A 15,191-nucleotide genomic window follows, 5' to 3' on the forward strand; every position below is an offset into this window, starting at 1 on the left:
AAACAATCTGATACATGACCTATTTTTTACTCTAAATGTCTGGAGAGAAATTGGAAATCATTCACCATCTAGTATACTCATTTTGAAATTTCTTTTGTTTTTCATGAAAATATGATAAAATGATAGTTGTAAAATTTTTTTAAGGAGATTCGGATGAAAACAAAAGCACTTGCTCGCGTAAATGCGATTTTTGGTCTTATTTCAGGTATCGTCTTGCTGTTGGCACCTCTTGTTATGTTTATGATAGCTGTCGGGGCTGCTGCGGCGACGGAGGACTCTGATGCAACAGTTGGTATATTGACGATTTTTTCAATCATTTTGGCATTGGTAAAAATTGCTGTCTTGGTTTTAGGAATTGTGTCTATTGTCTATTACAAGGACGATGAACGTGTGACGCCAGCACCGTCTGTTTTGTTTATCGTAGGTGGTTCTGTTGGATTGATCCCATTCTTGGGATGGGTAGGAGGAATTCTGACAATCATTGGTGGATCCCTCTATTTTGGACTTTTGAAAAAATTCGAGATTCAAGAATAATGACTTTTGTTAGAAATATTTTGAAATAAGAGAAGGCGCTTAGCCTTCTTTTTTGTCATCAACCAGGGGTAAATTTGACAGGATAAATAAGCTTTTACATTCGTAAAATCTAAAGCATTTATTTGAGACAAGGAAGTATTTTTATAGTATAATGGTGGATGTGAAATACCTATATCAAAATATAATGCTAGTTATTTTCTTGATAGAAGGTAAAAGTTGAGAGGATTTAGAATGAAAAAGTTTTTTGGAGAGAAGCAGCATCGTTTCTCCTTACGAAAATTAGCAATTGGACTTGTGTCAGCTTCGATTTCAAGCCTATTTTTTGTGTCCATTGCGAGTAGTGGGACCGTATTTGCTCAAGAAAATGTAGCTGTTCACTACAAATATGTGACGGATACAGAGCTAAGTAGTCAAGAGAAGGACTTGATTGTCAAGGATATTCCGAAGATTGCGGAAGATAGTGAGAGCACCTATTATCTAGTCTACCGTATGGATGAGAAAGCCCAACTAGGTCAGTTGCCCAATACAGGTGGGCAGAATAGCCTTACTAGTGTTTTAACTGGTGGAGCCCTAGCTTCAATTGGCCTTCTTATTTTTGTCGTATCGAAAAAGAAAGGCAAAAAGAAAGCCCTCTTGAATGTGATTTTGGTAACAGGGATGGGCAGTGGTTTGGCTTCTTCAGTTCAGGCTATTGAAAATCAACTTTTGCTCCAGTACAATCAGGAATACCAATTATCCCAAGGAGATAGTCTGCCTTTGCCACGTGCCTTATCAGGTTATACTTATCTAGGCTATATTAAGCAAGACAAAGAGATTAATCAGCAAGAAACTGCTGCTAGGGATCAGAAACTTGACTATACAGTTCAACCTCATTTCCAAGCCAACGAAGGTGGACAAAAGGCAGGAGATGAGCTGAAAGCTCCATCTCCTACACTCCCTACTGAAAATCAAACCCCTTCTCAAGATTTATCTAATCAAAATCCGTCTGGTCTTGCTAGTGTGGATCCTCAGGACGAAGTCTTGGCTGGTCGCGTGAACAAACCAGAGCTCTTATACAAAGACCAAGAGATTGTAACCAAACTAGATGTTTCAGAAGTGGTGCAGGAAAATCCAGAACTAACAGAGGGAACCATCCATGTCAAACAAGAAGGTCGTGCTGGGAAGAAGATTGAGCTTGTTCGCATTTTCACTGTTGAAAACCAAGAAATTTCTAGGGAAGTTCTCTCGACTAAGGTAGAAGAAGCCTTGCCACGTATAGTAGAAAAAGGGACTAAGAAGGCAGTTGTGCCGAGTGAAGCACCTCAGTCTGCAAGAAAAGGAGAGCCTGAGACTCAGGCTCCATTACCAGAATATACAGGCGAGCAAGCGGGAGCGGTTGTAGCCCCAGAAACAGCTGAAAGACCAGAATATACAGGCACCCAAGCAGGAGCAGTCGTTGAACCCGAGCAAGTCGCTCCACTACCTGAGTATCAGGGAACTCAAGCTGGTGCCATCGTTGAACCGGAAAAAGTTGAGCCAGAGGTTGGGGGTGTCCAGTCTGGGGCTTTGGTGGAACCAGAAACGACTGACAAACCAGCCTATACAGGTGAGCAGTCTGGAGCAATCGTAGAGCCTGAACAGGTGCCACCAACACCAGAATATACAGGAACTCAAGCGGGAGCAATTGTAGCCCCTGAGACAAGCGAAAAACCAGAATATACAGATACGCAATCAGGTGCCATTGTGGAACCTGAGACTCAATCTTCCTTACCAGAATATAAAGGTGAGCAAGCAGGAGCCATTGTAGAACCGGAACAAGTCGCTCCTCTTCCAGAATATACTGGCAATACTGAGCAAGTAAAACCGGAAGCTCCGACAGAAAAACCAAAAGAAAAAGATCCAGAGAAAACACTTGAATTAAGAAATGTTTCGGATCTGGAGTTGTATAGTCAGACCAATGGTACTTACAAACAACACGTTTCTTTAGACGGTGTCCCAAGTAATCCAGACACTTACTTTGTTAAGGTTAAATCTTCGTCGTTTAAAGATGTCTATCTACCAGTCACTTCAATAACGGCAGAAACGAAAGATGGTCAGCCAGTTTATAAAATCACAGCCAAGGCTGAGAAACTCCAGCAAGAGCTAGAAAATAAATATGTTGATAATTTCACCTTCTACCTAGCTAAGAGGGCTAGAGAGGAAACGACAACCTTTACTTCCTTTAGCAACCTAGTCAAAGCTATCAACCAGAATCTCTCTGGAACCTATCATTTAGCAGCTAGTTTGAATGCCAATGAAGTAGAACTGGGACCTGATGATAGATCGTACATCAAGGGCACCTTTACTGGTCAGCTGATCGGTGAAAAAGATGGCAAGCAGTATGCTATTTACAACTTGAAAAAGCCTCTGTTTGAAACCTTGAGCGGCGCTAGAGTAGAAAAATTGAGTCTGAAAAATGTCTCCATTTCAGGGAAAGATGATATTGGTTCACTGGCCTATGAAGCCCAGAATAACACAAAGATTCAGCAAGTTCACGTCGATGGTGTTCTCGCTGGTGAACGTGGTATCGGTGGTTTGCTAGCTAAGGCGGAGCAATCAAGCATCACAGAGAGCAGTTTCAAGGGAAGAATTATCAACACTTATGAAACGACTGCTGCCTACAATATTGGTGGTCTGGTCGGTCATTTGACAGGTGACAAGGCTTTACTTACCAAGTCAAAAGCGACAGTAGCCATTTCATCCAACACAAATAGTTCAGATCAGACAGTGGGTGGTCTTGCAGGTCTAGTAGACCGAGATGCGAAAATCCAGCATAGCTATGCTGAGGGGGATATCAACAATGTCAAGCACTTTGGTAGAGTCGCGGGAGTAGCAGGCTATTTGTGGGACCGAACTTCTAATCTAGAAAAGCATGCTGGAAGTTTGACTAATGTCCTCAGCGATGTCAATGTAACCAACGGAAATGCCATCACTGGTTACCACTATAATGATATGAAGGTGAAGGACACATTCAGTAGCAAGACCAACAGAGTCTACAATGTCACCTTGGTCAAGGATGAGGTCGTCAGCAAGGAATCCTTTGAAGAAAGAGGAACGATGCTAGATGCTTCCCAGATTGAAAGCAAGAAAGTAGCAATCAATCCTCTCACTTTACCAACAGTGGAGCCCCTCTCAACAAGTGGCAAAAAGGACAGTGATTTTTCTAAGGTGGCCCATTATCAAGCTAAGCGCAACTTGGCTTATAAAAACATTGAAAAATTGCTACCTTTCTACAACAAGGCAACCATCGTCAAATACGGAAATCTGGTCAAGGAGAACAGTCTGTTATATCAAAAAGAACTCTTGTCAGTAGTCATGATGAAGGATAACCAAGTCATCACAGACATTGTTTCAAACAAACAGACTGCAAACAAACTCTTGCTGCACTACAAGGACCATTCATCTGAAAAGCTTGATCTCCATTACCAGGATGATTTCGCCAAATTAGCAGAATATAGTCTAGGGGATACAGGACTTCTCTATACGCCAAACCAATTCTTGTATGACCAAAGCTCTATCATCAAGCAAGTCTTACCTGACTTACAAAAGGTTGACTACCGCTCAGAAGCAATCAGAAAGACACTCGGTATTTCTCCAAAAGTCGAGCAGACTGAGCTCTACCTTGAAGACCAGTTCGCCAAAACCAAGGAACATCTGGAAGACAGTTTGAAGAAACTCTTGTCAGCAGATGCTGGACTTGCTGGTGATAACTCAGTTACCAAGGGCTATCTTGTAGATAAAATCAAACGCAACAAAGAAGCCTTGCTACTTGGTTTGACCTATCTGGAACGTTGGTATAACTTCAGCTACGGTCAAGTAAACGTCAAAGACCTGGTTCTGTACCATCTGGACTTCTTTGGTAAGGGGAATGCTTCACCACTAGATACTCTGATTGAGTTAGGTAAATCTGGCTTTAATAATCTTCTTGCTAAGAATAATGTCGATACTTATGGTATCAGTCTTGCCAACCAGCATGGAACGACAGATTTATTTAGCACGCTAGAACATTACCGAAAAGTCTTTTTACCAAATACAAGTAACAATGACTGGTTTAAATCAGAGACCAAGGCTTACATCGTCGAAGAAAAATCTAATATTGAAGAAGTCAAAACTAAGCAAGGACAAGCTGGCACCAAGTATTCTATCGGTGTCTATGACCGCATTACTAGTGCCACATGGAAATACCGCAATATGGTCTTGCCTCTCCTAACCTTGCCAGAGAAATCAGTATTTGTCATCTCGACCATGTCTAGTCTAGGATTTGGAGCCTATGATCGCTACCGCAATAGTGACCATAAAGGGGGCAAGAATCTCAATGATTTTGTTGAAGAAAATGCGCGTGAAACAGCCAAACGCCAGCGAGATCACTATGATTATTGGTATCGTATTTTAGATGAACAATCGCGTGAAAAACTCTATCGTACGATTCTCCTTTATGATGCTTATAAGTTTGGTGATGACACAACCTCTGGGAAAGCTACAGTGGAGGCTAAGTTTGATAGCTCCAATCCAGTTATGAAGAACTTCTTTGGCCCAGTTGGCAATAAGGTAGTACACAATCAGCATGGAGCCTACGCAACAGGTGATGGCGTCTATTATATGTCTTACCGTATGCTGGACAAGGATGGAGCCATTACTTATACCCATGAAATGACCCATGATTCAGATCAGGATATCTACCTTGGTGGCTATGGTCGAAGAAGTGGCTTGGGCCCAGAGTTCTTTGCAAAAGGCTTATTGCAAGCCCCTGACCAACCAAGTGACGCAACCATTACCATCAATTCTATCTTGAAACACTCAACATCAGATAGTACAGAGGGCTCCCGTCTGCAAGTCTTGGATCCGACAGAGAGATTCCAAAACGCAAGAGATCTTCAGAGCTATGTCCATAACATGTTTGACCTTATCTACATGCTGGAATACCTCGAAGGGCAATCAATCGTTAACAAACTAAATGTTTACCAGAAAATAGCGGCTCTCAGAAAGATTGAGAACAAGTATGTGAAAGATCCAGTAGATGGCAATGAGGTATACGCTACTAACGTAGTCAAAGAATTGACAGAAGCAGAGGCCCAAAAACTAACTAACTTTGATAGTTTGATTGACCATAACATCTTGTCATCTCGTGAGTACCAATCTGGAGACTACGAGCGAAATGGATACTATACGATTAAACTCTTTGCCCCAATCTATTCAGCTCTCAGCAGTGAGAAAGGAACACCTGGTGACCTTATGGGACGTCGGATCGCTTACGAACTTTTGGCTTCCAAAGGCTTTAAGGATGGAATGGTACCTTATATCTCAAACCAATACGAAGAAGTTGCCAAACAAAAAGGTAAAACTATCAATCTCTATGGTAAAGAACGCGGATTGGTGACCGATAAACTTGTATTGGACAAGGTATTTGAAGGCAAGTATGCATCTTGGGCTGCCTTTAAGAAAGCCATGTATAAAGAACGTGTGGATCAGTTTAAAAACTTGAAACAAGTGACCTTTAAAGATCCGACAAAATCATGGCCAAACTATACGACAGAGACCATCAATCAAGTGAGTGAATTGCAAGCCCTCATGGATCAAGCTGTTCTCAAGGATGCTGTAAGTCCTCGTTGGAGCAACTATAATCCAGAGTATGATAGTGCCGTTCATAAGTTGAAGAGAGCAATCTTTAAGGCCTATCTTGACCAAACAAACGACTTCAGAACCTCTATTTTTAAGAAATAAGGGGTGGAAAATGAAAAGGGAGGATCGACAGATCTTCTCTTTTTATGTCGGGCTGTCTGAAAGCCGGTAGGCGATTTGTTTGTGACTGAGAAGGTCTTTTGTTTCTTGGGGAAATGTGGTAGAATGATAGCTACGAGAGAAGGAGGTTCTTATGGAGAGAGATAGATTGGTTCGACTCAATTGGAGACTGGGTATGCTGGCAGGTATAACCTTGCTTTTGGGACCTGTTCTACGATTTTTGCTATCCTATACTGGGGCCATCATCTATAAAGATCCTTCAAAAATGCTGGTTGCCACGGTTGCCTTTTCCCTGCTCCTGACATTTTTTAAGATTTTGATGATTGCATTAGGAACCTTTATGCTAATCTATTTCGAAGAGGATCAACAACTTCGAATGCTGCCATCTATTTTATTTATCATTGGTGGCGTGCTGGGCTTTCTTTCAGCGACCGAGTGGATAGGAGGATTTCTAATCATTAAAGGCGCTGTTTCTTTTTCTAAATTTTTGAAAGAAGTCCGTGGCCTTGTCTGATAGTCTAGTGAAACAATCCGTTTGAGGGTTGTTTTTTTATTTAAAGAATTATCTGGCAAAAGAATATGTTAGCAAAATGCTTTTTTATAAGAAAACATGATGTAATACAACTTGAAAAAATAAAAAGAGAATATTATGAAACAATCTTTCATTACATCGTATTTAACATTCTATTTAAAAGCTTCCATTACTTTAGAGGGAGTCTTTATAAAAACTTCTAACCCTACTATTTTAAAAGTTATTCCACTGGGTTCTCAAAATAAAACAATTCCTGTTGATCATGTTGCAAGTGTAGATAGTTCATTTCGTCTTGATTTCAAATCATTTGCTTGGGATATAATTTTCGCTCTTATTGGCCTTTCAATGATGCAAATTCATTTATCGGAGGATTGATATTAGCGGCTTATGATGTATTAACAGTGCTAAGCGCTTTTCAGACTCTACTAGTTTTGCATCTTACTTCTGGTGGAACACATGTTGTCAGTGTGGTAGTATTTGAAAAAGCTAATCTTGAAAATTGCAAAGAAACAATTGGAGGTCTAATTCATAATCGTTACAATGATACTAATGTAACTAAGAATACTGATCGTTTAATTGATGCTTTAAATAACAAATAATTGCAATCGTTTCTTGATTGAATATCGCGAATTAATAATAACTAGATGAGAGGACACTGTTCTCTCTTTTTAGTTGATTTTAACTAGCTTTTTTGTGAAAAATTGTGTAAAATAGAATAGATAAACGAGGGCAACCTCGAAAAATTAAAGGAGAATCCATCTAATGGTAAAATTGGTTTTTGCTCGCCACGGTGAGTCTGAATGGAACAAAGCTAACCTTTTCACTGGTTGGGCTGATGTTGATTTGTCTGAAAAAGGAACACAACAAGCGATTGACGCTGGTAAATTGATCAAAGAAGCTGGTATCGAATTTGACCAAGCTTACACTTCAGTATTGAAACGTGCGATCAAAACAACAAACTTGGCTCTTGAAGCTTCTGACCAATTGTGGGTTCCAGTTGAAAAATCATGGCGCTTGAACGAACGTCACTACGGTGGTTTGACTGGTAAAAACAAGGCTGAAGCTGCTGAACAATTTGGTGATGAGCAAGTTCACATCTGGCGTCGTTCATACGATGTATTGCCTCCAAACATGGACCGTGATGATGAGCATTCAGCTCACACTGACCGTCGTTACGCTTCACTTGACGACTCAGTTATCCCAGATGCTGAAAACTTGAAAGTGACTTTGGAACGTGCCCTTCCATTCTGGGAAGACAAAATCGCTCCAGCACTTAAAGATGGTAAAAACGTATTCGTAGGAGCTCACGGTAACTCAATCCGTGCCCTTGTAAAACACATCAAACGCTTGTCAGACGACGAAATCATGGACGTGGAAATCCCTAACTTCCCACCATTGGTATTCGAATTTGACGAAAAATTGAACGTAGTTTCTGAATACTACCTTGGAAAATAATCTATAAACAGAAAGCCTAGGAATTCCTAGGTTTTTTTGTATCTAAGTTTAAAAAAAGGCAATTTAGCTAATTGAAAAAGTATAAAATGAGAGGATATAGCTTATGAAATAGTAAGTTGTATGAATTAATCTTCTTTTGATTCGTAGCTCCAGTGTTCGTAGTTATAGGTTGATAAGATTATATCCGTGATTTCTTCCGGTTCTTCTTGAGCTCCCCCAGCAATCCAAAGAGAAATAATTCCTTCAATACTTGATAAGAAGATTTCCAAAGCGTATTTGTGAGGAATTTGGAAGTTTTCAGATAAGAAATGACGAGTCTTTTCTTTTTGATTTTCAGTTAGAATAATGCTACTTAGAAATTCACGAATTGCACCACGAAAGTCTATGTAATGACTTTGGGACAAGGCGTTAATAAGGCGTTCGTTCGAACGTAATATATAGAAGTTGGCTAACATAAACTTTCTAGGCGATTCTCTTTCTTTTTCTAAAAAAATGTAGAGCTGGGAAATAATTTCACTTTTAAAACTGTCAATCATTTGATATTTGTCTTCATAGTGTAGATAGAAAGTTCCCCTATTAATTCCTGCCCGTTTACAGAGCTTACTAATTGATATATTTTCAAATTTATCCTCTGATAGCAGCTGAATCAAAGCTTCTTTGATATCTTCCTTAGTAGTAGTTTTTCGTTTCTGAACCATTTTATCTTCCTTCTTCTTAAATCAACACTTTGTTGATTTTTGATTATTGCTTTTTGACTTAGCCCATTATATAATATTTGTGATTTAGAATCAACATCTTGTTGATTTAAGAAAACGAGCTTTGAAAAGGAGATAAACGATATGGCTTATATTGAAATGAAACACAGCTACAAGCGTTATCAGGTTGGGGATACGGAGATTGTGGCTAATCGTGATGTGAATTTTGAAATTGAAAAGGGGGAGCTGGTCATTATCCTTGGTGCTTCTGGTGCTGGAAAATCAACGGTTCTCAATCTCCTAGGAGGTATGGATACCAATGATGAGGGAGAGATTTGGATTGATGGTGCCAATATTGCCAACTATAGTTCGCACCAACGAACAAACTATCGTCGTGAAGATGTAGGCTTTGTTTTTCAATTTTACAATCTGGTCTCCAATCTGACAGCCAAGGAAAATGTGGAATTGGCCTCAGAAATCGTGACAGATGCCTTGGATCCAGAGCAGGTTTTGACAGATGTAGGGCTAGGTCATCGCCTCAATAACTTTCCAGCCCAGCTTTCTGGAGGGGAGCAACAGCGAGTCTCCATTGCACGCGCTGTAGCTAAGAATCCTAAAATTCTCCTTTGTGATGAACCGACAGGTGCCTTGGATTACCAGACAGGGAAACAAGTCTTGAAAATTCTCCAAGACATGTCTCGTCAAAAAGGAACGACGGTGATTATCGTGACCCACAATGGCGCGCTAGCCCCTATTGCAGATCGCGTGATTCATATGCGTGATGCCACGGTTAAGAGTGTGACGATTAATGAGAATCCACAGGATATCGATATATTGGAGTATTAGCATGAAAAAAACATATCGGAAAGACCTATTTCAGTCAGTGACGACTTCAAAGGGACGCTTTGTTTCTATCTTTACCTTGATGATGCTGGGTTCTTTAGCCCTAGTAGGACTCAAAGTGACTAGCCCAAACTTGGAACGCACGGCAGGGGATTATCTCCGTAAAGCCAATGCTTTGGATCTGGCAGTGATAGCTGATTATGGCTTGGACAAAGAAGATCAGGACGAACTAAAGACCCTTCAAGGAGCAAGTGTTGAGTTTGGCTATATGGCAGACCTAACCGTTGAAAATGGTGAGGAAGCAGTTCGACTTTATTCCAAACCAGAGAGCATTTCAACCTTTCAAGTGACAGAAGGGCGACTGCCAGAAGCTGATGAGGAAATTGCCTTAGCTGATTTCTGGAAAGACCGCTATCAGATTGGGCAGACCATTACCTTTACTAAGAAAGAAGAAAAGTCCATCGTAAAATCCCAAACTTTTACAATTACTGGATTTGTTCAGTCGGGTGAGATTCTTTCTAAAGAAGATTTAGGAAGTGCTAGTAGTGGAAATGGCAACCTGACTGGCTATGGAGTAATTTTACCCAGTCAGTTTGACTCAGATGTTTATAGTATTGCGCGTGTGCGCTATGACGATTTAAAAAATCTGGATACTTTTTCATCAGACTATAAGACCAAACGAGCCCAACATCAGGAAGAGTTGCAAGACTTACTTGCTGATAATGGTCAAAAAAGATTGGCAAGTATTAAAACAGATGGGCAAAAGAGCCTGAAAGATGGGAAAGAACAGCTCCAAACTGCTGAAAGCAACCTTGAAAATGGTAAGAGTCAGTTAGAGCAGACTGAAAGTCGCTTGAAAACGCAAGAAGAACAAGCGACCGCTTTACCAGAACCGCAAAAGAGTCAAATCGAGGGACATCTGACAAAAGCTAAGGAAGAACTGGCGACTAAAAAAGAAAAACTGGCTCAGACAGAGAGTGATCTAACCAAGGAAAAAGAGAAGCTTGAACAGCGTCAGAAAGACCTTGATGAACTGGCAGAGCCGAAATACCACGTATACAATCGCCAAACCATGCCAGGTGGTCAAGGCTACCGCATGTACAGCAATTTATCAACAAGTATTCGTTCTATCGGAAATATTTTCCCCGTGGTGCTATATATGGTCGCTGCAATGGTGACCTTTACAACGATGACTCGCTTTGTAGATGAAGAACGCACCAATGCAGGCATTTTCAAGGCCTTGGGTTACCGCAACCGAGATATTGTTGCCAAGTTTGTCCTCTATGGTTTTCTTGCAGGAACTGTGGGAACCCTTATAGGAACACTTCTTGGACATTATCTTCTTGCAGGGGTGATTTCAGATGTTATAACAGCTGGGATGGTTGTTGGAAAAAGTCACGAGTATTTCTATTGGTCTTATAGTCTTATTGCCCTAGCTTTAAGTTGGGTATCCAGCGTTTTGCCGGCTTATCTGGTAGCGCGGAGGGAATTACACGATGAAGCAGCCCAACTCTTACTTCCCAAACCTCCCGTTAAGGGATCAAAGATTTTGCTGGAACGCCTGAGCTTTATTTGGAGTCGTTTGAGTTTTACTCATAAGGTTACGGCAAGAAATATCTTTCGTTATAAGCAACGGATGTTGATGACCATTTTTGGAGTTGCAGGTTCAGTTGCTCTCCTATTTGCAGGTCTTGGCATTCAGTCATCTGTGGGAGGAGTTGTCGAGCGCCAATTTGAACAAATCCAGCAATACCAGATGATTGTAGCGGAAAAGAGCAGTGCGAGTGAGCAAGAAAAAGCAGATTTAGAAACCGCCTTGCAGGCTGAATCTATCTATGCTTATCAAAAGATTTACTCTAAATCCATTGAAAAAGATTTCAAAGGAAAAGCAGGACTTCAAACCATCACTATGATGGTTACTAGTGGAGAAGACTTTAAGCCTTTTATCATATTAGAGGAAAATGGGCGAGAGGTGCAGGTCACCGATGGAGCGGTCGTGAGTCAAAAATTAGCCCAACTAGCAGGTGTTACGGTTGGAGATGAGCTAGAGCTTGATGGGAAGGAAATCAAGGTCGCGGCTATTTCTGAAAACTATGTTGGACACTTTGTTTATCTCAACCGAGCGACTTACGAACAAGTCTATGGCACTCGTCCACAAGACAATACCTACCTAGTAAAATTAAAAGAGCCAACACCTTCCAATACGGAGAAAGAAGCTGCTACCTTCATGGAAAAAGATGCTGTTTCTGGGGTCGTCCAAAATGCGACGGCCATCCATCTCTTTGAATCTGTGGCTAGTTCGCTCAATAAAACCATGGCAATCCTTGTCCTTGTTTCCGTTTTACTAGCCATTGTCATTCTCTACAATCTCACTAACATCAATGTGGCAGAACGTATCCGTGAACTTTCCACTATCAAGGTTCTCGGTTTCCACAATAAAGAAGTGACCCTCTATATCTACCGTGAGACCATGGTGCTGTCCCTTGTGGGAATTGCTCTCGGTTTGGTAGCTGGCCACTATTTACATCAATTTTTGATTCAAATGATTTCACCTGCCACCATACTTTTTTATCCACAAGTCAGCTGGGAAGTCTATGCTCTTCCAATCGTCGCAGTGACTGTAATCTTAGCCCTACTGGGGGTCTTTGTCAATCACCACTTGAGAAAAGTGGATATGCTCGAAGCCCTGAAATCAGTAGAGTAATTCAAGGTTTTAAATAGTAAATCAGTTGACAAAGTTCCTGCTTCTTGGTAGAATAAGAACTGTCGTAAAGACAAATAACTTCTTCTTGGTTGCAGGCATGCCAACCTGTCACTCGGATGAAGCCAAATAAAAAGGAGAAACATCATGGCAATCTCAAAAGAGAAAAAAAATGAAATCATCGCACAATATGCACGTCACGAAGGTGATACAGGTTCAGTAGAGGTTCAAGTTGCTGTCCTTACTTGGGAAATCAACCACCTTAACGAACACATCAAACAACACAAAAAAGACCACGCTACTTACCGTGGATTGATGAAGAAAATCGGTCGCCGTCGTAACTTGCTTGCATACTTGCGTAAAAACGACGTTAACCGTTACCGTGAGTTAATCAACTCTCTAGGACTTCGTCGTTAATCTTGCGTCTAAAACGTTTCTATACTTCGTTGCCTTCGCCTCGATGTACCATCAGTACAATCTTCGGCTTGTCGCCTAATCTATAAACGTTTTATCCAGCAAGAATAAAGCTTTCTGATTTCAGAGGGCTTTTTGTTTTTATCCGCTTGCTTAGGCCGTGTTCAATTGAGCATATCTTGATAATGAAGCTACTCTAAATTGGGTAGCTTTTTTACTTTTGTCACCCTACCTCGATATACTCAAGTATAATCTTCGGTTACGGTTCCTAGCACTGTAAGGTAAAATAAACCAGATCATCTCCCTTCGGGGAGATTTTTTGTTTCACGAACATTTTTGTACAATCTTCGGCTCGTCTATATATGTCTCTATCCTTGTTCATCTAATAGAAATATGGTATACTTTTTATGAGAATTTTCTAAATTTTTAAGATTCTATCAAAGGAGGTTTGCATGCTTTCCAAATTTTCTGGAAGCCGACGGGACCTGCAATTTGTGTTACTTTTAGGTATTTTGCTAGCTACTTTAGGGATTTCGCTCTTTCTAGCAGTTTCAATGGGATCCGTTGCGATTGATCTAGGAGATACCTATCGGATTATTTTGAGCAGGTTGGGTTTTCCTCTTGAGATAGGAGAGGTTTCCAAGTCCACTCTTGCCATTGTATGGAACATGAGATTCCCCCGAGTATTGTTAGGTCTGATAGTAGGGGCTGGTCTTTCTATGTGTGGTAGCGTGATGCAGTCTACAGTGAACAATCCCATCGCAGAGCCCTATGTCTTAGGAATTTCTGCGGGTGCAACTCTAGGGGCAACTTTGAGCATCATTCTTGGTTTAAAATTGGTGATTAGCCTTGGAGCTTTCCTTGGAGCTATTTTGGCAACAATCGCTGTCCTTATCATTGCCTCTATGCAGGGAAGGATGACGACTTCTAGTCTGATCTTATCAGGAACGGTGGTCAATGCTCTCTTTCTGGCATTTTCCAACTTTATTATCTCAGTTGGCGCTAATGCGGACAGTGTGATGACCATTAAGTTTTGGACTATGGGCTCGCTTGCAGGGACTACTTGGTCTGACTTAGTCCTGCCAACTATAGTAGTAGGATTAGCCTTTCTATTTTTCGCTACTCAGTATCGTGTTTTTAATGCGATGATGATGGGAGATGAGGCTGCTTTAACTTTGGGAATTCCCTTACGCTTCTATTGGTATCTTTACGTGACCGTGGTGGCTGTGCTGACGGCTGTCTTGGTGGCTACTTGTGGGATTATTGGATTTGTTGGACTGATTACTCCTCACTTAGCTCGAGGGTTAGTAGGAACGAATTACAAGAGGCTTTTTCCTGTTGCGACCTTGCTGGGTGCCCTCTTTGTCATCTGGGCAGATGTACTCTCCCGTATCATCATTCCAAACGCTGAGTTGCCGATTGGTATTTTCACAGCCTTAGTAGGTGCTCCCTTCTTTATCTACATTGTTGGAGGTAGGCGAAGGGAGGTGAGGGCCTGATATGGACTTGATTTGTCAGGATGTCCACTTTGGACTGGGAGAGAAAAAAATCCTCAAAGGAGTTTCTCTTAAGGTTGAGGGGCATCAATTTCACACGATACTAGGACCAAATGGAAGTGGGAAAACCAGCCTGCTTAAACTCCTCTATCGTCAGGAAAAGGCGGAAAAAGGTTTGATAAGCCTAGATGGAAAGCCACTGGAGCATAGGTCACTCAAAGAAACAGCCAAGCAAATGGCAGTTGTTACCCAGTTTAATCAATTGCAGTTTGATTGTACAGTTGAGGAAATCGTCTTGCTGGGAAGAACTCCCCACCTCTCTTTTTTACAGAAGGAAAAGGAAAGAGATTATGCCCTCGTTCAAGATGCTCTCGTCAAGGTGGATATGCTCGAGAAGAAAACTCGTCTCTATTCGTCTCTGTCAGGTGGAGAAAAGCAGCGAGTCTTATTAGCCCGCGCCTTGGCGCAAGAACCGACTCTCTTGCTTCTGGACGAACCAACCAATCACCTGGATATCAAGTATCAACTAGACTTGTTGGCCATTGTGAAGAATCTCAAGGTCAATGTTTTAGCTGTTCTGCATGATATTCAACTTGCTTGTCGCTATTCGGATTATCTCTATCTGATGAAAGAGGGAGAAATCCTTTACCAAGGGACTCCAAAGGAGACCATCACCCCTGAGTCATTGCAAACTGTATACGGAGTTCAAAGTCAGGTTACTTGGACCGAGGATCAGCAAGCCATGATTCACTATTTATAAGAAA

At 41.2% G+C, this 15,191-nt stretch carries 12 protein-coding genes; 11 read left to right on the plus strand and 1 reads right to left on the minus strand.

Annotated elements, in window-relative coordinates:
- Positions 1-153 precede the first annotated feature (153 nt).
- From D8863_RS04985 to D8863_RS05010, 6 genes are all read left to right on the plus strand, one after another.
- Positions 154-534, plus strand: a complete 381-nt coding sequence (locus D8863_RS04985) for a hypothetical protein (protein ID WP_000849881.1) — start codon at positions 154-156, stop codon at positions 532-534.
- A 231-nt stretch (positions 535-765) separates the two neighbouring features.
- Positions 766-6,273 (plus strand): ZmpA/ZmpB/ZmpC family metallo-endopeptidase, encoded by a 5,508-nt coding sequence (locus tag D8863_RS04990; RefSeq protein WP_125441267.1) that lies wholly within the window; start codon positions 766-768, stop codon positions 6,271-6,273.
- Positions 6,274-6,424: 151 nt separating this feature from the next.
- Complete coding sequence (locus D8863_RS04995; RefSeq protein WP_084849196.1) at positions 6,425-6,805, plus strand: hypothetical protein; 381 nt, start codon at positions 6,425-6,427, stop codon at positions 6,803-6,805.
- 135 nt (positions 6,806-6,940) lie between these two features.
- Entirely contained in the window at positions 6,941-7,198 is a 258-nt protein-coding gene (locus D8863_RS05000) for a hypothetical protein (RefSeq protein ID WP_084849195.1), read from the plus strand.
- A complete protein-coding gene (locus tag D8863_RS05005) occupies positions 7,195-7,422 on the plus strand; it encodes a hypothetical protein (RefSeq protein ID WP_239827358.1) in 228 nt (75 codons plus the stop codon). Before D8863_RS05000 ends, D8863_RS05005 begins: the two co-directional genes overlap by 4 nt.
- A gap of 163 nt (positions 7,423-7,585) precedes the next feature.
- Positions 7,586-8,278, plus strand: coding sequence for a phosphoglycerate mutase (locus D8863_RS05010; RefSeq protein WP_000240130.1), 693 nt, complete (start codon positions 7,586-7,588; stop codon positions 8,276-8,278).
- A 125-nt stretch (positions 8,279-8,403) separates the two neighbouring features.
- Here the strand turns inward: D8863_RS05010 and D8863_RS05015 are convergent, their stop codons facing one another.
- Complete coding sequence (locus tag D8863_RS05015; RefSeq protein WP_042902697.1) at positions 8,404-8,976, minus strand: TetR/AcrR family transcriptional regulator; 573 nt, start codon at positions 8,974-8,976, stop codon at positions 8,404-8,406.
- Positions 8,977-9,117: 141 nt separating this feature from the next.
- Between D8863_RS05015 and D8863_RS05020 the strand changes: the two genes are divergently transcribed.
- From D8863_RS05020 to D8863_RS05040, 5 genes are all read left to right on the plus strand, one after another.
- Positions 9,118-9,819: an ABC transporter ATP-binding protein gene (locus D8863_RS05020; protein ID WP_049550459.1), complete on the plus strand. Its 702-nt coding sequence runs from the start codon at positions 9,118-9,120 to the stop codon at positions 9,817-9,819.
- A 1-nt stretch (position 9,820) separates the two neighbouring features.
- The gene (locus D8863_RS05025; protein ID WP_125441268.1) at positions 9,821-12,520 is read left to right on the plus strand and encodes an FtsX-like permease family protein; all 2,700 of its coding nucleotides are present in this window, start codon (positions 9,821-9,823) and stop codon (positions 12,518-12,520) included.
- A 144-nt stretch (positions 12,521-12,664) separates the two neighbouring features.
- Positions 12,665-12,934 (plus strand): 30S ribosomal protein S15, encoded by a 270-nt coding sequence (gene rpsO / locus D8863_RS05030; protein WP_001018251.1) that lies wholly within the window; start codon positions 12,665-12,667, stop codon positions 12,932-12,934.
- Positions 12,935-13,383: 449 nt separating this feature from the next.
- Positions 13,384-14,430, plus strand: a complete 1,047-nt coding sequence (locus tag D8863_RS05035) for a FecCD family ABC transporter permease (protein WP_045592397.1) — start codon at positions 13,384-13,386, stop codon at positions 14,428-14,430.
- A gap of 1 nt (position 14,431) precedes the next feature.
- Positions 14,432-15,187 (plus strand): ABC transporter ATP-binding protein, encoded by a 756-nt coding sequence (locus tag D8863_RS05040; protein WP_045592395.1) that lies wholly within the window; start codon positions 14,432-14,434, stop codon positions 15,185-15,187.
- The last annotated feature ends 4 nt before the right edge of the window (positions 15,188-15,191 follow it).

The organism is Streptococcus oralis (assembly GCF_003943825.1).
Classification (GTDB): domain Bacteria; phylum Bacillota; class Bacilli; order Lactobacillales; family Streptococcaceae; genus Streptococcus; species Streptococcus oralis_CD.